Origin of the sequence: Sanguibacter sp. A247, from assembly GCF_052324925.1 — a bacterium.
In the GTDB taxonomy this organism is placed as follows: domain Bacteria; phylum Actinomycetota; class Actinomycetes; order Actinomycetales; family Cellulomonadaceae; genus Flavimobilis.
The window spans coordinates 41,355-63,897 of record NZ_JBQPRE010000005.1; the positions used below are offsets into that span (position 1 = coordinate 41,355).

Genomic DNA, 22,543 nt, shown 5'->3' on the forward strand with positions numbered 1-22,543 from the left:
GAGGAACGATGCCGAACATCAGCCCGGAACGCGACGAGCACACTGCCCTGCGCACGACCAAGCTCGCCGTGGTCGGAGCGGGGGCCGTCGGTTCGACGCTCGCGTACGCGGCGCTCATGAGGGGTGCTGCCCGGACCGTCGCACTCTTGGACATCAACGCCGCGAAGGTGGAGGCGGAGGTCCTCGACCTGTCGCACGGCGTGCAGTTCGTTCCCGAGGCTCAGGTCATCGGGTCGGACGACGTCGCGGTGTGCGCGGATGCCGACGTCGTGGTCGTGACGGCGGGCGCCAAGCAGAAGCCGGGTCAGTCGCGGATCGAGCTGGCGGGCGCGACGATCGACCTCATGCGCAGGATCCTCCCGGGCCTTGTCGAAGTTGCTCCGAACGCCGTCTACGTCATGGTGACCAACCCCGTCGACGTCGTGACGTACGCGTCGCTCAAGATCTCGGGGCTGCCGCCGAGCCAGATGTTCGGGTCCGGAACGGTGCTCGACACCTCGCGTTTGCGCTTCCTCATTGCACAGCACTGCGGCGTTGCCGTGCAGAACGTTCATGCGTACATCGCGGGCGAGCACGGCGACACAGAGATTCCCCTGTGGGACTCTGCGACGATCGGTGCGGTCCCGCTGCGCGAGTGGAACCGTCAGTCCGAGCACCACGGCCCGTTGCGCGACGCGGACCGTGAGCGGATCGCGCACGAGGTGGTGAACTCCGCCTACCGGATCATCGAGGGCAAGGGCGCGACGAACTACGCGGTCGGGCTCGCGGGAACCCGCATCATCGAGGCGGTGCTCAACAACGAGCATTCCGTGCTCCCTGTCTCGGCGCTTCTCACCGACTACTACGGCATCTCTGACGTCTGCCTGTCCGTGCCCTCGATCGTTGGTCGTCGCGGCGTGTACGAGCAGCTTCAGGTGCCGCTCTCTGACACCGAGTACGACGGGCTGAAGACGTCGGCGGACAAGCTGCGCTCGGTCGCGCGGCAGTTCGGGTTCTAGGCGAGGCGCTTGCGCGACGTTCGCGTCGGGCATGCGTGCACAACGGCGAAGGCCCCCTCGGAGGAGGGGGCCTTCGCCGTCGTGCGGACCGTGGCCCCGACGGGCGGGGCCGATGCGGGGTCTGCGGCGCGCTCGGGGCTACAGCGCGCGGAGCACGGAGACGACGCGGCCAAGGATCTGGGCGTCGTCGCCAGGGATCGGCGCGTACGCGCTGTTGTGCGGCAGCAGCCAGACGTGCCCCGACGTGCGCTTGAACGACTTGACCGTGGCCTCGCCGTCGATCATCGCGGCGACGATCTCGCCGTTCTCGGCGACCGGCTGACGTCGGACGACGACCCAGTCGCCGTCGCAGATGGCCGCGTCGATCATCGAGTCGCCCTGGACCTTGAGCATGAAGAGCTCGCCGTCGCCGACGAGCTGACGCGGGAGCGGGAAGACGTCCTCGACGACCTGCTCCGCGAGGATCGGACCGCCGGCCGCGATCTGGCCGACGAGAGGCACGTACGACGGTTGCGGCCGGGAGTCGGCCTCGGCTGCGGAGTCATGCACGATGCGTGGTGAGGGACGCTCTGCTGCGTCCGTCACGGGCGAGAGCTCGGTTGCGACGACGCGGGCGTCGTTCGCCTGAACGATCTCGAGAGCGCGCGGGCGGTTGGGGTCGCGGCGCACGAAGCCCTTGCGCTCGAGCGCCTCGAGCTGGTGCTTGACGCTCGACGGGCTAGTGAGCCCCACCGCCGCACCGATCTCGCGCATCGTCGGCGGGTAGCCGCGGTCGCTGAGGGAAGCGCGAATGCACTCGAGCACGGCACGCTGGCGTCCCGTCAGTGCCCGTGCCGCGGGTGCGTCGGGCCCGGGGGTCCCGGAGGTTGTCTGCGTCACGTGCTGCTCCCTCGTCGCCCTCCGAATGTCGGAGGCTCGTGGTCGGCTGTCGCTCGTCAGCCTAGGGGAGCGCGCGGTCCGGTTCAAACACCCGTTCGATCGTGTCTCGACAATGTCCCTCCCGGCTGCTAGAAATAGAACAACCGTTCGACGTACATGCGTTCGAGGGGCTTCCGTTCAGCGGAAGGGTCTCGGCAGACGGAGGAGCATCGAGATGAGCACCATGAGCCTGGCGGCCTCGCCCCGCACGACCCGCGTCGCGCAGGTGCGGCGCGCGGCACCGCAGGCTGAGAACGCACCGCTGCGTCTGACGCGACGCGGTCGGCTCGTGCTCGGCGCCCTTGTCGCGCTGACCTTCCTCCCCGTGGGGCTGTGGTTCGCCGGTGAGGCAACTGCCGATGCGCCGCAGGGCGCCCAGGCGGTGACCGTGCGCACGGTCGGTGCGGGTGAGTCGCTCTGGGCGATCGCATCGTCGGTGACGTCACCGGGTGACGATGTGCGGGTTGCGCTACGCGAGATCGCGCGGCTCAACGGGTTGACAGGATCGCAGATCGCAGCGGGCCGCCAGCTTGTCGTCCCCGTGGTCGAGGCCAAGTAGCGGTGGCAGTGTTCCGCATGGCGCGCCTTCTTGCGCCATGCAGCGAGCGGGCCTAGAGTCGCGGTGCCCGCCGATGTGACATCCCGTGAGGACGCCCATGCACTGCCCGTTCTGCCGGAACTCCGACTCCCGCGTCGTCGACTCCCGCACGTCCGATGACGGGCTCTCGATCAAGCGCCGGCGTCAGTGCCCCGAATGCGGGCGGCGCTTCTCGACGATCGAGACGTCGAGTCTCACGGTCGTCAAGAGGTCGGGTGCGACAGAACCGTTCTCGCGCGACAAGGTCGCCGCAGGCGTTCGGAAGGCTTGCCAGGGTCGGCCCGTGAGCGATGACGATCTCGCGTTGCTCGCGCAACGGGTCGAGGAGTCGATCAGGGGCGCAGGGAGCGCCGAGATCGACGCCAACGAGATCGGCCTGGCCATCCTTGGCCCGCTGCGGGATCTCGACGAGGTCGCCTACCTGAGGTTCGCCAGCGTCTACCAGGACTTCGGCTCGCTCGATGATTTTGAGGCAGCGATCACTGCGTTGCGCGCGGACCATGAGTCCGCCGCCCAGGTCGCGAGCAGCGGCGGGACGGGCAGCCCGGACGGTGGGCTCGAGGACTGAGCGGCGGTCCGTGCGGCATCCGCGGGCGCATATCTAGTTGGCACCGGGGCCGCCCGCGAGAGAGGGTAGACCTGCCGCACCCGCGGTAGCTGACGAGGAGGCGCCCATGGCTGACCACGATGATCGTTCTGTCCCTGAGGACATCAAGGAGAAGTTCCGTGCGGCTCTCGCCGCGAAGAAGGGCAACGAGCGCACCGCAGACGGCGCATCCAACACGGGGGCCGTTCACGGCTCCGAGACCGTGGGAAGCACGCAGCGGACCTTCCGTCGTAAGTCTGGCTGAGCTCGCACGCCCTGCGCCGCGTGACGCATCCATATGACATCGGGCTTGCACCTCGCAAGAGGTGCAGGCCCGATGTCATGCGAGGGGCGAGCGTCAACGGTCACGCGTCCGTGCGCCGCGCCTGCTCAGTCGAGAAGCCGCAGCCGGACGGTTGCTTCGAGCTGGGACAGCTCCGTGACAGCATCCGTCGAGATGGTCGAACCCGCGTCGGTGACGACGTACCCGATGTCGCCACGCGTGCCGAGGAGCTGGCCGACGATGTTGACGTCGTGCGCCGCAAGGATCTGGTTGACCTTCGCGAGCACGCCGGGAACGTTGCGGTGCAGATACGTGAGGCGGCTCGCACCCGTGTGCTCGAGCGCGAGGTTCGGGAGGTTGACAGACAGCGTGGTCGAACCGGTTGCGAGGTAGTCCCGGATCTTCGTCGCGACGAACTGCCCGATCGCCTCCTGCGCCTCCTCGGTCGATCCGCCCGTGTGCGGCGTGAGGATGACGTTCGGCAGCCCCTGGAGCTCGGAGATGAACGGGTCACCCTTGCGCTTGGGCTCCTGCGGGAATACGTCGACCGCGGCACCCGCGATGCGGCCCGCCAGGATCTCGTCACGCAGAGCCGCGTAGTCGGGAACGAACCCGCGCGAGAGGTTGAGGAAGATCGAACCTTGCTTCATGCGTCCGAAGTGTTCCGCCGTGAACATACCCGCGTTGCCCGCGCGGCCATCGACGTGAAGGGTGACGATGTCGGAGATCTCGAGCAGCTCGTCGAGCGTCTCCATGCGACGCGCGTTACCGAGCGCGAGCTTCTCCGCGGAGTCGTAGAAGACGACCGACATGCCGAGGTTCTCGGCAAGGACCGAGAGCTGGGTCCCGATGTTGCCGTAGCCGATGATGCCGAGCGTGCGGCCCCGGACCTCGTGCGCGCCCGTCGCCGACTTGTTCCACACACCGGCGTGCATCTCGTCGTTGAAGACGGTGAGGCGACGCGTGAGCGCGATGATGTCGGCGATCGCGACCTCGACGACGGAACGGGTGTTGGAGAACGGCGCATTGAACGTGGCGATGCCACGCGTCGCAGCGCCCGCAAGGTCGATCTGGTTCGTCCCGATGCAGAAGGCGCCGATGACGCTCAGCTGCGAGGCGTGCTCGAGCACGCGCGGGGTCACGGTCGACTTCGAGCGGATGCCGAGGATGTCGACGCCGTCGAGAGCGGCGATGAGATCGTCCTCGTCGAGTGCGCCGGTGTGGTTGACGACCTCAATCCCATGAGCCGTGAGGATCTGGGTCGCGAGCGGGTGGAGGTTTTCGAGGAGAAGGGCGGTAGGCACGGGGCCAGTATCGACCCGAGCGGGGGCGGACCCAAACCGGGTCCGCACGATGGACGACGTGGTCTCCTACCGCTGCTCCAGCGCGTCGGCGATCCGCGGCGGAAGGTCGTGCGAGTGCACGAGATGCAGCTGCTGGGTCGGCCGGGTCATGGCGACGTAGAGATCGGACGGGGCGAGCTCGTCGGGCTCCACGAGCACGACGACGTCATACTCGAGCCCCTTGGCCGTGCGGGGGTCGACGACTGACACCGGGGCGTCGACATCGTCGTCGCCCCGCGCGGAGCGCAGTGCAGCGTCGGGAAGGACCTCGCGCAGGGCGTCGCGGAGCGCCGCGCACCGGCGACCCTCGGCGACCACGGCGATACGGCCCACGCCGTCGGCGGTCGTACCCTGGCGGACCTGGGAGGCGACGACGCGTGCGGTCTCGCGGACGACGTCGGTCGACCAGTGCACGTGAAGGGCGTCGGCGACCTCGCGTGCCGACGTCATGGGGGACACGGGCAGGCCGGCGGTGATCGCCGCGGACCTGGCCGCATCCGCGATCGTCGCGGGCGTGCGGTAGTTGACGGTGAGCTCCTCGAGCCGCCACGCCCCGCGCAGCGGGCCGTCAAGCATCGAACGCCACGTGCGCGCTCCGCCCGCGGCGGAGGTCTGTGCAACGTCCCCGACGATCGTGAGCGACCGGGTCGGCACCCGACGGAGCAGGCTCCGCCATGCCATCGCCGTGAGCTCCTGGGCTTCGTCGACGACGACGTGGCCGTACGTCCAGGTCCTGTCCGCTGCTGCGCGCTCGGCCGTCGTGAGGGTCGTCCCGCCCGCGGAGAACCGGTCGGCAAGGATCTCGGCGGAGACGAGGGCACCCGCGCCCGTCCCCTGAAGGACTTCCTGTGCGTACTCGAGGTCGCGGGCGCGCGCGGCCGCGTCGGACTTGGCCTGGGCGCGAGCGGCCTGGTCGTCCTCGCCGAGAAGCTCGGCGGCCTCGTCGAGCAGAGGGATGTCGGAGACCGTCCAGGCGGCGCCCGGCTCGCGTCGCAGGGCGTCGCGCTGCGCCTCGGAGAGGTGGGGCGCTGCCTCGGCGAGCCGGTGCGGCTTGGTCCACAGGTCCTCGACGAGCGTCTGCGGCGTGAGCGGGAACCATGCGAGATTGAGCGTGACCTTGACGTCGCGATGTGAACGGAGGTCGTCGAGCACCATGCGGCGGTCCTCGTTCTCAAGCTCGACGCCGGCCTCGCGTCCGTACTGCGATGCGAGCCGCGAAAGCATCTCCTTGACGAAGGTGACCCGGGCAATGTTGTGCGGCTTGTTCGTCCGACGGGCGCGCCCGGCGGCCTCGCGGACGTCCTCGCGCCTGATGACGAGGTCGATGCCGTCGAGGCGGAGCGGGACGTCGTGCTCTGGGATGCGCTGTCGAGCGCGGACGGCGCGCGCGACGACACGTGCCATCGAGGCGTCGCCCTTGAGCCGGGCGGCGACCGCGTCCGTCTCGTCGCGACGTGCCACGATGCCCGGGAGCAGCTCGCCCATGGTCGTCGCGACGACCCCGGTCTCACCGAGCGAGGGAAGAACCTGGTCGATGTAGCGCAGGAACGCGGGAGAGGGACCGACGAGAAGCACCCCCGAGCGCTCGAGGACGCGCCGGTGCGCGTAGAGCAGGTACGCGGCACGGTGCAGAGCGACCGCGGTCTTGCCCGTCCCGGGCCCGCCTTGGACGACGAGCGCGCCCGCGAGATCGGCTCGGATGATCCGGTCCTGCTCGGCCTGGATCGTCGCGACGATATCGTTCATCCGGCCCGTGCGTTGAGCCGCCATCGCAGCGAACAGGGCACCCTCGCCCGAGAGGTGGACCTCGTCGTCACCCAGGGCGTCGAGGTCGAGAACCTCGTCCTCGAGCGAGATGACGTTCCGGGCCCGGGTGACGAGGTGGCGGCGTCGCAGGACTCCGTCGGGGTGGGCCGACGTCGCTCGGTAGAAGGCTTGAGCCGCAGGCGCTCGCCAGTCGGTGAGGATCGAGCGATGCTGGTCGTCCGTGAGCCCGATCCGGCCCACGTGCCGTATCTCGTCGCCCACGAGATCGAGCCGGCCGAAGCACAGCCGGTCCTCGACCGCTTCGAGCTGGGCGATCCGGTCTTCGTAGAGGGTCGCGAACGCGTCACGCTCCGAGCGGTTCTGGGGGGAGCCTGACGGACCCGAACGGCGGACGGCCGCGAGGCGGGTGCGCGTTTGGGCGCGCAGGGCATCGAGCCGCGCGTAAAGCCGGTCGACAACCTCCTGTTCGGAGAGGATCTCGGACGAACGGGACGCTGACACCGGGCCTCCTGGGACTGGGACGACGCGCAGTGCGCGCACGTGGCCATCCATTATGGTCCGTCGCGGGAGCGCGTGGGTCTGCTTCTCGCGAATGTCGTCGTGCGGCGTGCGGGAATGCCTCGCCGCCGTTGGATGTTGTCACGCGTGAGGCCTGGGGACCTGGGCCCTTGCCAGACGAAGGAGGACCGGTGCTCGAACCGACGGACCTGTACGAGGTCGACGAGAGCGTGGCCGCGCAGCTCGCCGTGCCCGAGGGCGGCACGGGGCCCGTCATGGTCCATGCCCTCGAGGGCTTCGTCGACGCAGGCCGCACGGCCGAGCTCGTCTCGGACCACTTCGTCGCGGCCTTCGAGACCGAGCGTCTCGTGACGTTCGACTCCGACGAGCTGCACGACTACCGGGGACGGCGCCCCCTCATGGACTACGACGAGGACCACTGGGCGTCGTACGACGCACCGCGGCTCGTCGTCGACGTGGCTCGCGATGCCGAGGGCACGGCGTTCCTCGTCCTGCACGGGTCCGAGCCGGACCTGCGCTGGGAGCGCGTCGCCACGGGTCTGCAGCAGGTTGTCGACCGTTTCGGTGTCTCTCTGGTCGTCGGGATCCAGGGCATTCCGATGGCGACGCCCCACACGCGCCCGGTGGGCGCGAGCGTGAGCGCGACACGGGCCGAGCTGGCCGGTGTGCAGCCTCGGATCTTCGGCAAGGTGCGCGTCCCCGCCAGCTTCGGGGCCATGTTCGAGAAGCGGCTCGGCGAGTCCGGGTATGACGCCCTGGGTCTCACGATGCACGTGCCCCACTACCTGGCGCAGGGGCCGTTCGCGCCTGCTGCGCTCGAGGCGCTCCGGCGTGTCGAGCACGTGACGGGCCTCTCGTTGCGCGCGCATGACCTCGAGGAGCCCGCTCATGCGGCTGCCGAGGAGATCGCTGCCCGTGCGACGGGCTCCGACGAGATCCGCGAGGTCGTCGCGGACCTCGAACGTCGGTATGACAGCTTCGTCGCGGCGCACGGTGGTGCCAACCTTCTCGCCCAGCCCGTCGCGATCCCGTCGGCCGACGAGCTCGGCGCAGCGTTCGAGGAGTTCCTCGCTGCGCGGGACGAGTCGTCCTCGGACGAGGCGACCGACGACGACTGACGCCCGGCGGGTCACGGCGACCCGCCGCGTCCGCCCCGCCCGTGGCTGAGGTCTGCTCGGCGTGAGGCGAGGCGGGGTCGCGTCGTCAGCCGCCCGTGGTGTCGTCGCCGGAGCGGGTGACGGGACCGGGAGTGTGGCCGACCGGCGGGTCGTCCTTCGCGACGTCCTCAGGTGCCACAGGGTCCCGGAGCGGTCCGGCGCCTGCAGCAAAGCGCTCGAGCTCGTTGTCCGCGACGATGTGCGCGGGGACGGCGAGGCGTCGTAGTGCCCGGTCGACCTGGGCGCCGGTGAGGTCGATGCTCGTGCCTCCCGCGCGCACGGCGGCGAGGACAAGGTTTCCGTAGCGGCGCCCCTTGAGGACGGCGGGCTCGGCCACCAGGACGACGCGTGACCACCTGGGGCCCGTGGTCGTGCCTGAGTCGTCAGGCGCGGTCGCGAGGCCCGCGAGGGCGGTCGCGACCTCGGCTCGCGCGAGGCGCAGTGGCGCGCGATCAGCGATGTTCGCGAGGTAGAGCCCGCCCGGTCGCAGAACCCGCAGCACCTCCCGGGACCACCCGTCAGTCGTGAGGTGCTCGGGGGTGGTCGCCCCTGCGAATGCGTCACGAATGATGACGTCGGAGCTTTCCGGCGGGGCCGAGGCGATCGCTGTGCGTCCGTCTGCGGCTCGCAGCCTGAGGGCGGGTGATCGCGGAAGGGTGAACCACTCGCGGACGAGCTCGAGGAGGACGGGGTCTGGGTCGATCGCCACCTGGCGCGATCCTGGCCGGCGCGCGTCGATCCAGCGGGGGAGAGTGCACCCGGCTGCGCCGACGTGGAGCGCCCGGAGCGGGCCAGGCTCGAGCGCGTCGAGGAGCGCTGCCATGTGCTCCATGTACTCGAACGTGAGGACGGTGGGGTCGGCGTGGACGTACGAGCTGGGAACGCCGTTGACGTGAAGCGTCACGCCGAGCGGGTCGTCGCGGTCGACGACGGCCTCGACCGTTCCCGTCGCGACGGCGACGGGTCCGCTCGGCACAGCGAATGTCGGTGGCTCGGTGTGTGATCGACGTCGGGAGGTGCGGCGGGCCATGGGCACCACCGTAGACGGCCTCGGGCCGGGGGCTTGACGGCCTCGAACAGATGTTCGATGATGGACGTGAGGAGGTGGTGGCGATGACCGTGACAACGATGACGCACCGCAGGGGGCGCGCAGCCGAGGGTGGTTCCGTCGTGCGAGGCGTCCTTGATTCGACGCTCATGCGGCGGTCCGACGCTGAGATCCTCGCCGCGCAGCTCTCGCAGGATCCTGTCGACCGCTTCCTCCATGCGCATTTCGCCGCCCTGCGTGCGGCCGGTGCCGTGCTCGCGGTCGTCGTCCCGCCTCGCGGACGCGGCCGGGATCGTTCGGCCTGGGATCAGCTCGTCGACCGGGTTCCGTCGCTCGCGGGCTGGGCGGCGGTCTTTTCCGACGCTGCTCGGGTGCGCTCGGCCGTCGAGAGCGGACGGCTCGACCTCGTCGACCACGCCCGGGCAGAGCAGGCGCTGGCTGACGCCGAGGACTTCCGGGATGCCATCGACGCCTTCGTCGAGGGCGCTGGTGGCGCGGCTGAGAGCGCCCGCGCGCTGAGCGCCGTGCGCGCCTCGTGACACGGTCACGAGCGGTGGCGGGGCGATGAGCCGGGGTCCGCGCGCCAACCTCGCAGGCAGGGCCTGGGGCGACGACGACGAAGGGTGCAACGTCCTTCACGTCGACATGGATGCGTTCTTCGCGCTCGTCGAGCTTGCGAGGCGCCCCGAGCTCCACGGCAAGCCCGTCATCGTCGGCGGCATGGAGCGCGGCGTCGTGCTCTCGGCAACGTACGAAGCGCGAGCCTTCGGGGTGCGCTCGGCCATGCCGATGGCCGCGGCCATGCGGCTGTGCCCCCAAGCGATCGTGGTGCGTCCCGAGCACGGCCTCTATCACGAGGTCTCCCGGGGCGTCATGGAGATCCTGCGCGACGTGACGAGCCTTGTCGAGCAGCTGAGCGTCGACGAAGCATTCCTCGACGTCCGAGGGGCGCGGCGCAGGCTCGGCCCGCCCGTCGCGATCGCCGAGAGTATCCGCGAGCGGGTGGCACGGACCTTCGGCATCACGTGCTCGGTCGGTATCGCCTCGACCAAGTTCGTCGCGAAGCTCGCCTCGGTGCACGCGAAGCCTGACGGTCTGCTGCTCGTCCCCCAGAACGCGACGCTCGCGTTCCTCAGGTCGCTTCCCGTCGGTGCGCTCTGGGGCGTGGGCGAACGCACCGAGGAGCAGCTCGCGCGCTTCGGCATCACGACCGTGGCGCAGCTGGCTGACTCCGACAAGCTCATCCTCCAGGGCGCGATCGGACGTGCATCGGGTGCCCGGCTGCATGACCTGGCCTGGGGCCGTGACCCGCGGCCGGTCGAGCCCACCCGTGTCGAGAAGAGCCTGGGCGCCGAGTCGACCTTCGATCATGACCGGTCTGATCTCGCCGAGGTTGAGGCGAGGCTCCTCGGGCTCGCGGACCACGTCGCGGAACGGCTGCGGCGTCATCATCAGGTGGGGCGCGTTGTCGCGCTCAAGGTCCGCACGAGCGACTTCCGTACGCTCAGTCGGTCACGCACGCTCGCCTCCCCGACAGATGTCGGCCGTCAGATCTACCTCGCCGCACGTGAGCTCCTCGCAGGAGTCGATCTTCGGGGGCTTCCGGTTCGGCTCGTCGGTGTCCGCCTCGAAGGTCTCTCGGCCCGCGAAGGAGCCCACGTGCAGGCGACGCTCGACGAAGCCGCCGACGGGTCGATTGAACGGCGACGTGCCGCAGAAGCCACCATGGACATGGTGCGCGAGAGGTTTGGTGCGGCCGCGATCGGACCCGGCGCGTCTCGTCTCGCGACCCGCGTCAGGCAGGCCACGACGCCGGCTGGCACGTAGAGCACCGCAAGGTGCGCACGATCACCAGGGGACCGGGTACAACTTCCGCGCGAACCGACCTATCCTTATGGTGACCGCCTGACCGATCGATGAAGCGGGGTTGCCCATGCCACTGTCCGAGTACGAGCAGCGCGTGCTCGAGCAGATGGAGCGTCAGCTCTCTGCCGACGACCCGAAGCTCGCCACGACCCTCACGACGCCCCGTCACCGCACAGGCCGTCGGATCATCGTTGCGGTCGCAAGCCTCATCGTCGGGCTGCTGCTTCTCATCCTCGGCGTCGTCGAGAGCCTCATCGTCGTCGGCATCCTCGGATTCGCCGTCATGCTCGGCGGCGTCACGTACGCGGTCCTCAGCCCTGCACCGAGCGAGACCACGGGTCCGCACGGCATCGTCACCGACGACGGCCGCGTTCGTCCGCGCGCTTCAGGTCGCGGTCACGGTCGCAGCAAGACGAGCGGCGGCAGCTTCATGCAGCGCATGGAGCAGCGATGGGACAAGCGTCGCGACAGCGGCGGCTTCTAGATCGGCAGCTTCGCGACCGGCAGCCTTCTCAAGGGCAGCTTCGCGACCGGGAGCGCGCGCTGCTCGGTCGTCCGCGTTCCTATCCGTGCTTGATTGATCCGTCCGGTGTGGACGTGCCCGAGCGCTTCTCGGTGACGCGGTCGCGCCCGAGCTCGGCGAGCGCCTCGCGCTGCAGACGTTCCACCTCGTGCGCGGCCGGCGTCGGTGAGCCGGGCGCGTACCGTGCCCGTTCGACCGCCCGCGCCAGATCCGTCACGGCCCCGCCGCGCGGATCGACCCGGGCCGCAAAGGCGCGCAACGTCTCGCCCGTCCCGGGTTCGAGGTCACCCTTGCGGGCGGCACGCAGCACCGTCCGCCAGGCGGCTTCGAGGTCACGATGCCCGGAGGCACGGCGTCGAAGCACCGCGACCGCGCCGGCGACAACGAGAAGCGCCAGCGTGGCGATCCCCCCGAGCATCCATGGGCTCACCCCACCGTCGTCCACGGAGCCGGGGACCTGCGCCGTCGCGGTCGGGCCCGTCGGACGAACCGTGGGGCTGCGGGTGAGCGTCGGGGTCGCAGCCGTGGGCTCCGTCGTGGGCGCATCGGTCTGCGCCGGCTCAGGCTGCGTGTACGCCGGAGCAATGCCCGACTGTGTTCCTGGCGTCGGCTCGAACCGCACCCACCCGGCCCCGACGAAGTAGATCTCGGGCCACGCGTGCGCGTCCCGCCCGCGCACGACGTACCGGTCGCTCTCGGAGCGGCCCGGCAGGTATCCGACCGCGAGGCGGGCCGGCATGCCGAGCGACCGCGCCATCGAGACCATGGCCGTCGCGAACTGGACGCAGTAGCCACGGCCGTCGGCCAGGAAGTCGAGAACGGCATCCCGGCTCGACTGGCTCGGAACCTCGAGGGTGTAGCGGAAGCGTGGGTCGGTGCGCAGGAAGTCCTGCAGCGCGACAGCCCTGTCGTAGTCGGTCGCGGCCTCACCGACGATCGTCGTCGCCATGGCGGCCAGCTCGTCGGCGCCGGGCGTCTCGGCAACGGCGTACGCCGTCTCGATGGCTGCGCGGTCGCCTTCGGGTACGTCGGCGGGTGTGCGCGGGGTGTCGGTCGCGCGCAGGACGTCTGCGGAGAGGTCGCGCGGGTGGAAGACGACCTCCGCCTGGTCGCCCGAGGAGAGGTCGGGGCTCGTCTCGACGACATCTCGCTGCGGGTCGTACGCGTTCGAGGACCCGGGGCGTGCCACGGCCCTCGGATCGAGCGGGACGGGGAGGACGGTTCCACGCATCTCCTCGGTGCGCAGCGTGAGCGTCACGGGCGCCAGGAGGCTGCCCGTGTACGTGCCGGGCCACAGGACCGTCCCGTCGGCGACGGCCTCGGCGCGCGAGGCTGGCGGTGTCCAGGTGCGGCCGTCGAACTCGTAGAGGGTCCCCGTCCGCAGTGGCCCGCGTGTGGTGGGTGACGACGTCGTGTAGCTGAAGACCTTGCGCTGCGAGCGTTCCCCGAGGCTCCGGGTGAGGTCGAGGTTCTCGCCGACCTGGCCGACCCCGGTCCGGACGTCGGGAGCCTCGATCGAGCCCCAGCCCGGAACATGGGGCAACGCGCTGCCGAGACTGAGGGCGGCGACGACCGTGAGAGCTGTGAGCGAGCCCCACCGCACGACGCGTGGTCCGTACGTGCGGACTGCGCGCGCCCGGTCGCGGGTCCAGCGGTCTGCCCGTGGGCCGGGGTAGCGCCGCTCGATCGCATGTGGATCGTCTGCCGCGAGGAGCCCGAGGAGTGCCAGGCCCGTGACGACGACGGGGACGAGAGGCATGTCCTGGACGATGAGGAGCGGCGGAAGCCACAGCAGTGCGACTGCGACGCCAGCGAGAGCGGGGACACGGACCGCGATGACGATGTCGGCCAGGAGGAGGACGCCGAGCGCTCCGACGACGATGAGCATGACGACGGGTTCGCTCGGCTCGATCGGGGCGGCGCGCGAGTTGAGCAGCCCCGGCATGGCACCGAACAGGGCGGCCATCGCGGAGACGTCAGCCCGGCTCACGGCGGGGTCGAAGGCTCCGGGTTCGTCGGAGTCCAGGGTCGTGCCGCTGAATCTCGCGACGACGAGCCAGGCGCTGAAGACTGCGGCGACGAGGGTCGGGACGAGTGCGGTGAACGTCCCGACGTCGGGGCCTCGCCAGCCGCGCAGGCCGAGCCGGAGCAGGAGCGTGACCGCGGTGACGAGAAGGACGAGTGCGACGACCTCGGTCCGCCAGGCGCCGGGGGTGACGACGGCGGTGAGGGCGAGCGCGGAGGCGCTCACAGCTGTCGCGAGGAGCGCGCTCGAGACGATGAGCCGGTTGGGTGACGGCAGGTAGTCGAACGAGCCGGTCATGCGCGCACCCCAGTGAGCTCCCGCCATGCGTCGTCAAGGTTGTCGTCCGCGAGCATGACGGTGCGCCAGCCGTGGTTGCGCAGTGCGTCGGCGACGAGGGTGTCGGTCGTCGTACGGCAGACGACGACGGCGATCCGGGTCGCGCTCGGTGAGCTCTCGTCGCCGTACGCGGCGAGCTCGATGTCGAGCGACTGGGCGTCGCCGCCGAGGACGACGACGAGCTGCTCGGCGCCACGGCGGCCTGCGACGACGTCGGTGAGGCGCTCCGCTCGTGCGGTGGTGCGCTCGTCCCCGGCCGGCAGAGGAGCGAGGTCGATCGTGGGGTCGAGGATGCGCGCGCGTGCTGCCTCATCGGTTGACACGACGCGGGTTCCTGTCGTGAAGGAGCCGGGCCCCGCGTCCCCGACGGGGATGAGGCGGACTGCATGGCCCGTCTCGACGAGGTGGATCGCGAGGGTCGCGCCGACCGAGATGATGCGTTCGAGAAGCGGGTCGTGTGCTGCGCGACGTGCGCTCGGCAGGTCGACGACGATGGTCGCGGGTGTGAGGCTTGCGCCTTCGTCGACGCGGACGAGCAGCTCACGGTGGCGCGCGGCACTCTTCCAGTGGACGCGACGCAGGTCGTCGCCCGGGACGTACCGGCGCAGCGAGGCGTCCTCGTCGCTCGGCTCGTTCGCGCCGGCCTTCATCGGCGAGATTCCTGCATGGGCGAGCGCGGTGCTTCCGCTCATGGGCAAGAGCCGGGGGCGGACTGCCACGGATGACGGGTCCCCGAGGGTTGACGTCGCGCGGCACAGGCCGAGCGGTCCGACGCGCGTCGCGGTGAGCGGTCCGAGCGGCCACCGGCCACGGTGCGCCGGGGTGAGTGTGTACTCGAGGTGGACGTCGTCATATCGGGCGCGGACGCGTGCTCGCAGCGCGGCTCCCGAGCGGAGCGACGCCGGCACGCTCTCGGCCAGCCCGAGCCCGTGCAGCAGGTCCGAGCTCCACGGGCTCAGGTGGTGCGGCGCGACGAGCGTCGACACCGCGATGTTCTCTCCGACGTGGGCGGGTGTGGGGCGGAGCGTCCGTGAGACGGCGAACCGGCCGGATGGTGTGAGGAGAGCGAGCGCCAGCGCGGTGAGCCCGACGGGAAGGCACAGGAGCAGCCCGAGCAGCAGCACGGGGACGAGCGAGGAGACGAACCCGGACAGGACGAGGGTCGCCCCAGCGAGCAGCAGGCCGGTCCCACGGTTGGTGAGACGAAGGGTGCGGAAGGCGGGGCGAGAGGTCATCGACGCGAGGGCGTGGGCACGGGGACGCGGGCGAGGACGCCGGCCACGACGTCGGTCGCCGTGCGGCCCGAGGCACGCGCTGAGGGGTTGATGACGAGCCGGTGGGCAAGGACCTGGGCCGCGAGCATCTGGACGTCGTCGGGTGTGACGTACTCGCGCCCGCCGAGGGCTGCGACTGCACGTGCGACGCGCAGCAGCTGGACGGATGCGCGGGGGGATGCTCCGAGCCGGACGTCAGGGTCGACGCGCGTCTCGCGGACGAGGGCGATCGCGTAGCGCTTGACCGCTTCGGCGGCGAAGACGCGATGGACGATGTCGACGAACCGGCCGAGCGTCGCGACGTCTGTCACGGGCTCGAGGCGGAGCAGCGGGTCGGTCGTGTCGCGCCGATCAAGCATCTCGAGCTCGGCGTCTGCTGAGGGGTAGCCGACCGAGATGCACGCGGTGAACCGGTCGCGCTGCGCCTCGGGAAGCGGGTAGGTCCCTTCCATCTCGATGGGGTTCTGCGTCGCGAGGACGAGGAAGGGGCGGGGGAGCTCGTGGGTTGTGCCGTCGACCGTGACCTGGCGCTCCTCCATGCACTGCAGGAGCGCGGACTGGGTCTTGGGTGAGGCGCGGTTGATCTCGTCGCCGATGACGATGTTGGCGAAGATCGGGCCCGGGCGGAACTCGAAGGTGCTGTCGTGGGTGCGGTAGATCGTCATGCCGGTGAGATCGCCCGGCAGGAGGTCGGGCGTGAACTGCACGCGTCCGACGGTTCCGCGGATCGTGCGGGCGAGCGCGCGCGCGAGGGTGGTCTTGCCGACTCCGGGAACGTCTTCGACGAGGAGGTGGCCCTCGGCGAGGAGGACCGCGATGGTCGTCATGACGACCTGGGGCTTGCCGGAGAGCACCTCCGCGAGGCCCTCGCGCATCGCGTCGCAGGTTCGGGTGATCTCGTTCAGCTCGTCGGGCGTCGGCGGTGTCGTCCTCACGGGTCCTCCTCGGTCGTGATTCGCAGCGTAGACGACTCGGGTGCCCCAGATCACGTTCGTCCGGCCACGGAAGTTTCCGGGTGCACGTGCGGCCGGGTCCGCGACGGGCGCTGGGTGCGCCGACCGCCGATCGTCGGGCGCGTGGGCGACGTCCCTCCACTTCGCTCCACGGGGGCGCGGCCGCGGGCGTCCGTCAGGTGCGTGGAGGCTGGCCGCCCGCGGATTCCTGTGGTTCTGGCATGCGGACGGTGCCGCGCTCCGCTGTGCACGGTCGGCGGCGGGGGCGGTGGTCCCGGAATGTCCCTCCACTGTTCACCACCGTCCTGACCTGCGGCGATATACCCCTCCGAGCCTAAGTCGCCGCATGTAGGCCTTGCTGGTGGGGGGAAGTGGAGTACAGTGGAGCAACCGGGGAGAGAGGGGAGGTGCATCCGGATGGCAGAGACGATCACTGGGGCGCCGAGCCTCCTGCTCGGGACGTACACGCCCCGGCTCGACGACAAGGGGCGGTTGCTCCTCCCGGCGAAGTTCCGGGGACAGCTCGCGTCGGGTCTCGTGATGACTCGCGGCCAGGAACGATGCCTCTACCTCCTGCCCATGGAGGAGTTCCGCCGGATGTACGAGCAGATCCGCCTCGCACCAGTGACGAGCAAGCAGTCGCGCGACTACCTGCGCGTCCTCCTCTCGGGGGCGAGCGACGAGATGCCCGACAAGCAGGGACGCATCTCGATCCCCGCCCCGCTGCGCGAGTACGCAAGCCTCGACCGCGACCTCGCCGTCATCGGCATGGGAACGCGCGTGGAGATCTGGGATGCGCCGACCTGGGAGGCGTACCTCGCCGAGCAGGAGTCCGGCTACGCCGACACCGCCGAGGAGGTCCTGCCGCCCTTCCCGTTCTAGCCCGAGGGTCCCGTCCGTACGACGAGGCCTCCTCCCGCCCCATCTGGCGCACTTCCCCGGCGCCAGCGGGGTCGCGGTGGGAGACCTGGTCGGGCGGAGGTCCACACCCTCCCGACCTGCCACTCACCACCCACGACGAATCGAACCAGTCCACAGAAGGGAGACACCGCATGACGCACGAGCCCGAGCGGGAGACGTCCGACCGCCACCGCCCAGTCCTCCTTCAGCGGTGCGTCGACCTCCTCGCCCCCGCGCTTGCGGCACCCGGTTCAGTTCTTGTCGACTGCACGCTCGGCATGGGTGGTCACACCGAGGCAGTTCTCGAGCAGATCCCGACGGCGCGTGTCGTCGGGATCGACCGCGACCCCCAGGCGATCGCGCTCGCGGGCGAACGCCTGGCCCGGTTCGGTGACCGCTTCACCCCCGTCCACGCCGTGTACGACGAGATCGGCGAGGTCGTCGCTGACCTTGGCCTCGACGGAGTCCAGGGCGTGCTCATGGACCTCGGCGTCTCGTCCCTCCAGCTCGACGAGGTCGACCGTGGCTTCGCCTACGCGCACGACGCACCGCTCGACATGCGCATGGACCCGACGACGGGGCTGACGGCTGCTGACGTCCTCAACACGTATGACGAGCGCGATCTCACGCGCATCCTGCGCGAGTACGGCGAGGAGCGCTTCGCCGGCAAGATCGCCCGGTCGATCGTCCGGATCCGCGAGGAGCGCCCCTGGTCGATGAGCGCCGAGCTCGTCGACCTCGTGCGCGCGTGCATCCCCGCGGCGACGCGCAAGACCGGGGGGCATCCTGCCAAGCGCACGTTCCAGGCGCTGCGCATCGAGGTGAACGGCGAGATCGACGTGCTCGCGCGTGCGGTTCCCGCGGCCGTCGAGGTCCTCGCGGTCGACGGTCGCATCGTCGTCGAGAGCTATCACTCGCTCGAGGATCGCCTCGTCAAGCGCGTCCTGCAGACCGGTGCCACGTCGTCCGCGCCCGCCGGCCTCCCCGTCGAGCCCGAGACGCACAAGCCCTACCTCGAGCTGCTCACGCGCGGCGCCGAAGAGGCCGACGACGCCGAGCTCGAGGCGAACCCGCGGGCACAGTCCGTGCGACTTCGTGCCGCGCGCCGGACCCGACCGACCCCCGACCACATGCGTCCTACCCGAGAGGCGGTGCGATGAGCGCCCAGCAGGCAGCGGCCCCCGCCGCATACGCCCCGCGGCCGATCGCGCCCGCGGCACCGCGGCAGCAGCCCCGTACCTCGGGCGGCCTTCGCCTCGTGCGGGCGCCCGAGACCTCGCGCTCGCGTGTGCCCTTCATCTTCCTGTGCATCGCGATCCTCGGCGTCGCTCTCGTCGGCGTCCTGCTTCTCAACACGACGATGGTGCACGGCGCGTACGAGCAGCGTGGGCTGCAGCGGGAGATCTCGCAGCTCGCGCAGGAAGAGCAGGCGCTGCTCGCCCAGATCGATGCGGCGTCCTCGCCTCATGCGCTCGCTGAGCACGCAGCACGCATGGGTATGGTTCAGGACTCGACCCCCGCCTTCGTCAGGCTCGCGGACGGTCGGGTCATCGGCGACGTCACTCCAGCACAGGCGAAGAACTGAGGTCAGCATGAGCGACGACGGTCGGGTCCGGCGCAGCGCACCGCGCCCCGCGGGCACTCGCGCGGCGGGGGAGGCTCCTGGGCGTCAGCCCGCGGCCCGCGGCACGTCCGGTCGTCAGGCTGTCGGTCGCGAAGGTTCTGGTCGCGGTGGCGCGGCTCGTCGTGCAGCGTCGGGCTCGGGGCGCCAGGCGGCGCCGAGCGCGGCGTCCCCGCGCGTTCCAGCAGGGGGCGCGGCCGCTCCGCGTTCTACGACCCCGCGCTCGGCGACCCCGCTTTCGGCGACCTCGCGCCCTGCGCGTCAGCGCGACTCCGCACCCCGCGAGGCTGCCGGGCGGATGTCACGCCCGGGTGCGAGCCAGCGTCGCACACCGGCAGAGGGCGCACGGGCGCTCGCGCAGCGCACGAGCCCGCGCTCGACCGCGGCACGTGGTTCGGGGACCCGGCGACCCCGAGCCGGCGCCTCGCCCGCACCTGCGCTCGCCATGCCCTCGTGGTGGACGGCGCGCACTGGCTCGCCCCACGCGCGCCAGCGCGCGCTGCTCGTCGGCGTCCTCACGATCCTCTGCGTCTTCGCCGGGCGTCTCGTGTACGTGCAGGCGGTCCAGGGGCCCGAGCTCGCGGCCGAGGCGCTCGCCGGCCGTCTCGTCTCCGGAGAGCTCGTCCCGAAGCGCGGCGACATCCTGGACGCGACGGGCACAGTCCTGGCGACCTCGGTGACCCGGTATGACGTCCTGGTGGACCAGACGCTCGTCCCCGACTGGAAGCGCGTCGAGGACGGCAAGCTCCTCGGGCAAGGTGCGGAGGCTCTTGCTGAGGTTCTTGCACCGATCCTCGCGCGTCCCGAGGCCGAGCTCGCGGCCGACCTCGTCGGTGACCGGCGGGGCAAGTACATCGCCCGTGGCGTTCTCCCTGAGACGTGGGCGGCGGTGAAGGCGCTCCGCATCGCGTTCATCAACGCGGAGGAGACGTCGGAGCGGAAGTACCCGAACGGGAACGTCGCGGGCAACGTCCTGGGCTTCGTCAACTCCGAGGGTGTGGGCTCTGCGGGTGTCGAGCAGTCGCAAGAGTCCCAGCTCCGCGGCACGAACGGTTCCTATCTCTTGGAGCAGGACCCGCGCGGGGCCCTCATCCCGACGGGTGAGAAGGAGCGCGTTGAGGCCGTCAACGGCCGCGACACGGAGCTCACCATTCACTCGGACCTGCAGTGGAAGGCGCAGTCGGCCATCGAGGCGGCTAAGCGCACCTACGGTGCGACGTACGCGAACATCGTCGTCTCGGATACGCGGACGGGTCAGATCCTCGCTCTCGCCGAGACTGACACGGTCGACCCTGCGAACCTCGCGAAGACTGACCCGTCGAACTGGGGCTCGCGTGCGATCTCCACCGTCTTTGAGCCGGGCTCGACCGCCAAGGTCATCACGATGGCTGCCGCGCTCGAGACGGGCGCGTGGACGCCGGCGTCGAAGTTCACGGTTCCGTACACGTACGTGACGGACAACAAGCAGACGATCCGCGACTCGCACGCGCACCCCGACCAGCGGCTGACGCTCGCGGGCGTCTTCGCTGAGTCGTCCAATACCGGAACCGTGATGATCGGCGAGAAGATCCCGATGCAGGTGCGGTACGACTACCTGGAGAAGTTCGGGTTCGGTCAGACGACAGGCATCGGCCTGCCGGGGGAGTCTGCGGGAATCCTTCACCCCGTCGAGAAGTGGGACGGGCGTACGCGGTGGAACGTCCTCTTCGGTCAGGGTGTCGCGGTGACCGCGATCCAGAGCAACGAGGTCTTCGCGACGATCGCCAACGGCGGGGTCCGCAACTCGCCGCGCATCATCAAGGGCTATCGGAACGCGGACGGGACGTACGAGCCGGTTGCGCCCGCCGAGACGACGCGCGTCGTGTCCGAGGAGACCGCCGACACGGTGCTCGCCATGATGGAGACCGTCGTCTCCGAGGGAACGGGCCAGAAGGCGGCCATCCCGGGCTACCGCGTGGCGGGCAAGACGGGAACCGCTCAGGCGCCCAACCCGCTCACGGGGACGTACGACCACTACGTGGCCTCGTTCAACGGGATCGCCCCGGCCGACGACCCGCGCATCGCGGTGTCGGTGTCGCTCTACGCGGACAAGCTGCTCTACGGCGGCAGCTCTGCGGGCCCCGTCTTCTCCGATGTCACGGCGTTCGCGCTGCAGTACCTCGGGATCGAGCCCAGCGGTTCGAAGGCGACAAAGTTCCCCACCGAATGGTGATCCTGCACGAACCTCTCACGTACGGCAGCGGCCTTCCCACGACGTCCTGCACGCGACGGCGGGTAGGTTCACACCCGTGACAGACCCCCGTACGCTCCCTGCACACCGTGACGCCGTGCCCGTCGGGCAGCTGGCCGACGACCTCGGTCTCGAGCTCCGCGGCGATCCCCACGTGAGCGTCTCCTCGGTCGTCCTCGACGATCGTCGGGCGATCGCCGGCGACCTCTTCGCTGCGCTCCCAGGCGCGCGCGCACACGGTGCGTCCTACGCCGCGGCAGCGATCGCGCGGGGCGCGCAGGCCGTGCTCACGGACGCAGCAGGCGCCGAGATGCTCGCCGACGCAGGGGTCCCGCTCCTCGTCGCGGACGATGCACGCGCCGAGCTCGGGCGACTTGCGGCACGGGTCCACGGTGCGCCCGCGTCGCGGATGACGACGTTCGGCGTCACCGGCACGAACGGGAAGACGACGACGACGTTCCTCCTCGAGCGGCTCCTGGCGACGATGGGCCGCCGGGTCGGGCTCGTCGGCACGGTCGTCTCGCGGTACGCGGGACGTGACGTCCCCAGCCGCCTCACGACCCCCGAGGCCCCGGAGCTCCAGGGATGGCTCGCCGCCATGGCCGAGGCGGAGGTGAGCGCGCTCGCGATGGAGGTCTCCTCGCACGCGATCGAGCTCCGCCGCGTCGACGGCATCGTCTACGACGTCGTCGGGTTCACGAACCTCAGCCAGGACCACCTCGACTTCCACGGGACCCTCGAGAGCTACTTCGCGGTCAAGGCCTCGCTCTTCACCCCGGAGCGCGCACGGCTGGGCGTCGTCGTCATCGACGACGAGGCAGGCAAGGCCCTTGCCGCTCGTGCGGGCGTCCCCGTGACGACCATCGCGACCCAGGGTGGTGACGCAGACTGGCGGGCCCTCGACGTCGTCGCGGGCGTCGACGGTTCGAGCTTCACGCTCGTCGGCCCGAGCGGGGAGCGCTTGAGGGCGCACGTGCCGATGCCCGGGAGCTTCAACGTCGCCAATGCCGCGCTTGCCGTCGTCATGGCGCTCGTCGGGGGAGCGACCCTCGCCGACGTCGCCTCGGCGCTGTCCCGGGACGGGCTCGACGCCGCCGTTCCGGGTCGGATGGAGGTGCTCGCGACGTCCCCGCGTGTCGTCGTCGACTTCGCACACAACGCCGACGCCCTCGGCCTCGCCCTCGCGGCGCTCCGCCCGACGACCCCCGGACGGCTCGTCGTCGTCTTCGGGGCGACCGGTGAGCGCGACACGGGCAAGCGTCCGGTCATGGGCGAGGTCGCCGCGCTCGGCGCGGACACCGTCATCGTCACCGACGACGACCCCCACGGTGAGCCTCCGGCGCCCATCCGTGAGGCCGTGCTCGCGGGGGCACGGGCCGCTGCAGCGACTCGCGACGCGGATCGCTGGCCTGCGATACTCGAGGTTGCGCCCCGGGCGGATGCCGTACGGCGGGCTGTCCTTGAGGCCGGCCCCGACGACACGGTGCTCGTCGCGGGGCGCGGTCACGAGACGATCCAGGACGTCAACGGTGTGGAGATCGCGCTCGACGACAAGGTCGAGGCGCGCGCCGCTCTTGCGGCACGCCACGACTGACAC

20 protein-coding genes are annotated in these 22,543 nt (G+C 70.6%); 13 read left to right on the forward strand and 7 right to left on the reverse strand.

Annotation, left to right across the window (positions count from 1 at the left end):
- Window positions 1–8: 8 nt before the first annotated feature.
- Window positions 9–998, forward strand: a complete 990-nt coding sequence (locus ACTVCO_RS11205) for an L-lactate dehydrogenase (RefSeq protein ID WP_443728510.1) — start codon at window positions 9–11, stop codon at window positions 996–998.
- Between the two features lie 138 nt (window positions 999–1,136).
- Here ACTVCO_RS11205 and lexA read toward each other — a convergent pair whose 3' ends face one another.
- The gene (lexA, locus tag ACTVCO_RS11210) at window positions 1,137–1,877 is read right to left on the reverse strand and encodes a transcriptional repressor LexA (RefSeq protein WP_443728511.1); all 741 of its coding nucleotides are present in this window, start codon (window positions 1,875–1,877) and stop codon (window positions 1,137–1,139) included.
- Window positions 1,878–2,091: 214 nt separating this feature from the next.
- Between lexA and ACTVCO_RS11215 the strand changes: the two genes are divergently transcribed.
- The 3 genes from ACTVCO_RS11215 to ACTVCO_RS11225 all read left to right on the forward strand — a co-directional run bounded on the left by ACTVCO_RS11215 (window position 2,092) and on the right by ACTVCO_RS11225 (window position 3,365).
- On the forward strand, window positions 2,092–2,475 hold the full coding sequence (locus ACTVCO_RS11215) for a LysM peptidoglycan-binding domain-containing protein (protein WP_443728512.1): 384 nt from the start codon (window positions 2,092–2,094) through the stop codon (window positions 2,473–2,475).
- A gap of 97 nt (window positions 2,476–2,572) precedes the next feature.
- Window positions 2,573–3,082: a transcriptional regulator NrdR gene (gene nrdR, locus ACTVCO_RS11220; protein WP_443728590.1), complete on the forward strand. Its 510-nt coding sequence runs from the start codon at window positions 2,573–2,575 to the stop codon at window positions 3,080–3,082.
- Between the two features lie 106 nt (window positions 3,083–3,188).
- Entirely contained in the window at window positions 3,189–3,365 is a 177-nt protein-coding gene (locus tag ACTVCO_RS11225) for a DUF5302 domain-containing protein (RefSeq protein WP_443728513.1), read from the forward strand.
- A 125-nt stretch (window positions 3,366–3,490) separates the two neighbouring features.
- On the opposite strand, the gene serA is transcribed toward ACTVCO_RS11225, so the two are convergent.
- Together serA and ACTVCO_RS11235 are read right to left on the reverse strand one after the other, a co-directional pair.
- A complete protein-coding gene (serA, locus tag ACTVCO_RS11230) occupies window positions 3,491–4,687 on the reverse strand; it encodes a phosphoglycerate dehydrogenase (protein ID WP_443728514.1) in 1,197 nt (398 codons plus the stop codon).
- A 66-nt stretch (window positions 4,688–4,753) separates the two neighbouring features.
- Window positions 4,754–6,994: a HelD family protein gene (locus ACTVCO_RS11235; RefSeq protein ID WP_443728515.1), complete on the reverse strand. Its 2,241-nt coding sequence runs from the start codon at window positions 6,992–6,994 to the stop codon at window positions 4,754–4,756.
- A 188-nt stretch (window positions 6,995–7,182) separates the two neighbouring features.
- On the opposite strand from ACTVCO_RS11235, the gene ACTVCO_RS11240 reads away from it, so the two are divergent.
- Window positions 7,183–8,130 (forward strand): PAC2 family protein, encoded by a 948-nt coding sequence (locus ACTVCO_RS11240; RefSeq protein ID WP_443728516.1) that lies wholly within the window; start codon window positions 7,183–7,185, stop codon window positions 8,128–8,130.
- 85 nt (window positions 8,131–8,215) lie between these two features.
- Here the strand turns inward: ACTVCO_RS11240 and ACTVCO_RS11245 are convergent, their stop codons facing one another.
- Entirely contained in the window at window positions 8,216–9,199 is a 984-nt protein-coding gene (locus ACTVCO_RS11245) for a spermidine synthase (protein WP_443728517.1), read from the reverse strand.
- 83 nt (window positions 9,200–9,282) lie between these two features.
- On the opposite strand from ACTVCO_RS11245, the gene ACTVCO_RS11250 reads away from it, so the two are divergent.
- The 3 genes from ACTVCO_RS11250 to ACTVCO_RS11260 all read left to right on the forward strand — a co-directional run bounded on the left by ACTVCO_RS11250 (window position 9,283) and on the right by ACTVCO_RS11260 (window position 11,567).
- Window positions 9,283–9,756, forward strand: a complete 474-nt coding sequence (locus ACTVCO_RS11250; protein WP_443728518.1) for an SAV_6107 family HEPN domain-containing protein — start codon at window positions 9,283–9,285, stop codon at window positions 9,754–9,756.
- 25 nt (window positions 9,757–9,781) lie between these two features.
- Window positions 9,782–11,044, forward strand: a complete 1,263-nt coding sequence (gene dinB / locus ACTVCO_RS11255; RefSeq protein ID WP_443728519.1) for a DNA polymerase IV — start codon at window positions 9,782–9,784, stop codon at window positions 11,042–11,044.
- A 106-nt stretch (window positions 11,045–11,150) separates the two neighbouring features.
- A complete protein-coding gene (locus ACTVCO_RS11260) occupies window positions 11,151–11,567 on the forward strand; it encodes a DUF3040 domain-containing protein (RefSeq protein WP_443728520.1) in 417 nt (138 codons plus the stop codon).
- Window positions 11,568–11,646: 79 nt separating this feature from the next.
- On the opposite strand, the gene ACTVCO_RS11265 is transcribed toward ACTVCO_RS11260, so the two are convergent.
- The 3 genes from ACTVCO_RS11265 to ACTVCO_RS11275 are packed head-to-tail and all read right to left on the reverse strand — an operon-like array spanning window position 11,647 to window position 16,177.
- A complete protein-coding gene (locus tag ACTVCO_RS11265; RefSeq protein ID WP_443728521.1) occupies window positions 11,647–13,929 on the reverse strand; it encodes a transglutaminase TgpA family protein in 2,283 nt (760 codons plus the stop codon).
- Window positions 13,926–15,203, reverse strand: a complete 1,278-nt coding sequence (locus ACTVCO_RS11270; RefSeq protein ID WP_443728522.1) for a DUF58 domain-containing protein — start codon at window positions 15,201–15,203, stop codon at window positions 13,926–13,928. Before ACTVCO_RS11270 ends, ACTVCO_RS11265 begins: the two co-directional genes overlap by 4 nt.
- Complete coding sequence (locus tag ACTVCO_RS11275) at window positions 15,200–16,177, reverse strand: AAA family ATPase (RefSeq protein ID WP_443728523.1); 978 nt, start codon at window positions 16,175–16,177, stop codon at window positions 15,200–15,202. The genes ACTVCO_RS11270 and ACTVCO_RS11275 overlap by 4 nt, the downstream gene beginning before the upstream one ends.
- 435 nt (window positions 16,178–16,612) lie before the next feature.
- Here ACTVCO_RS11275 and mraZ point away from each other — a divergent pair, with 435 nt between their 5' ends.
- The 5 genes from mraZ to ACTVCO_RS11300 all read left to right on the forward strand — a co-directional run bounded on the left by mraZ (window position 16,613) and on the right by ACTVCO_RS11300 (window position 22,540).
- Entirely contained in the window at window positions 16,613–17,077 is a 465-nt protein-coding gene (mraZ, locus tag ACTVCO_RS11280; protein WP_443728524.1) for a division/cell wall cluster transcriptional repressor MraZ, read from the forward strand.
- Between the two features lie 170 nt (window positions 17,078–17,247).
- Window positions 17,248–18,255, forward strand: coding sequence for a 16S rRNA (cytosine(1402)-N(4))-methyltransferase RsmH (gene rsmH, locus ACTVCO_RS11285; protein WP_443728525.1), 1,008 nt, complete (start codon window positions 17,248–17,250; stop codon window positions 18,253–18,255).
- Window positions 18,252–18,680, forward strand: coding sequence for a hypothetical protein (locus tag ACTVCO_RS11290; RefSeq protein WP_443728526.1), 429 nt, complete (start codon window positions 18,252–18,254; stop codon window positions 18,678–18,680). The genes rsmH and ACTVCO_RS11290 overlap by 4 nt, the downstream gene beginning before the upstream one ends.
- Before the next feature lie 334 nt (window positions 18,681–19,014).
- Window positions 19,015–20,928, forward strand: a complete 1,914-nt coding sequence (locus ACTVCO_RS11295) for a peptidoglycan D,D-transpeptidase FtsI family protein (protein WP_443728527.1) — start codon at window positions 19,015–19,017, stop codon at window positions 20,926–20,928.
- A gap of 76 nt (window positions 20,929–21,004) precedes the next feature.
- Window positions 21,005–22,540: a UDP-N-acetylmuramoyl-L-alanyl-D-glutamate--2,6-diaminopimelate ligase gene (locus ACTVCO_RS11300; protein ID WP_443728528.1), complete on the forward strand. Its 1,536-nt coding sequence runs from the start codon at window positions 21,005–21,007 to the stop codon at window positions 22,538–22,540.
- The last annotated feature ends 3 nt before the right edge of the window (window positions 22,541–22,543 follow it).

Bases quoted from the DNA above. Each gene is read 5' to 3' on its own strand.
- nrdR (WP_443728590.1), top strand. From the start codon at position 2,573: ATGCACTGCCCGTTCTGCCGGAACTCCGACTCCCGCGTCGTCGACTCC.
- ACTVCO_RS11265 (WP_443728521.1), bottom strand. From the start codon at position 13,929: ATGACCGGCTCGTTCGACTACCTGCCGTCACCCAACCGGCTCATCGTC.
- dinB (WP_443728519.1), top strand. From the start codon at position 9,782: ATGAGCCGGGGTCCGCGCGCCAACCTCGCAGGCAGGGCCTGGGGCGAC.
- rsmH (WP_443728525.1), top strand. From the start codon at position 17,248: ATGACGCACGAGCCCGAGCGGGAGACGTCCGACCGCCACCGCCCAGTC.
- ACTVCO_RS11225 (WP_443728513.1), top strand. From the start codon at position 3,189: ATGGCTGACCACGATGATCGTTCTGTCCCTGAGGACATCAAGGAGAAG.
- ACTVCO_RS11205 (WP_443728510.1), top strand. From the start codon at position 9: ATGCCGAACATCAGCCCGGAACGCGACGAGCACACTGCCCTGCGCACG.
- ACTVCO_RS11290 (WP_443728526.1), top strand. From the start codon at position 18,252: ATGAGCGCCCAGCAGGCAGCGGCCCCCGCCGCATACGCCCCGCGGCCG.
- ACTVCO_RS11270 (WP_443728522.1), bottom strand. From the start codon at position 15,203: ATGACCTCTCGCCCCGCCTTCCGCACCCTTCGTCTCACCAACCGTGGG.
- mraZ (WP_443728524.1), top strand. From the start codon at position 16,613: ATGGCAGAGACGATCACTGGGGCGCCGAGCCTCCTGCTCGGGACGTAC.
- ACTVCO_RS11250 (WP_443728518.1), top strand. From the start codon at position 9,283: ATGACCGTGACAACGATGACGCACCGCAGGGGGCGCGCAGCCGAGGGT.
- ACTVCO_RS11245 (WP_443728517.1), bottom strand. From the start codon at position 9,199: ATGGCCCGCCGCACCTCCCGACGTCGATCACACACCGAGCCACCGACA.
- ACTVCO_RS11260 (WP_443728520.1), top strand. From the start codon at position 11,151: ATGCCACTGTCCGAGTACGAGCAGCGCGTGCTCGAGCAGATGGAGCGT.
- ACTVCO_RS11295 (WP_443728527.1), top strand. From the start codon at position 19,015: ATGTCACGCCCGGGTGCGAGCCAGCGTCGCACACCGGCAGAGGGCGCA.
- ACTVCO_RS11215 (WP_443728512.1), top strand. From the start codon at position 2,092: ATGAGCACCATGAGCCTGGCGGCCTCGCCCCGCACGACCCGCGTCGCG.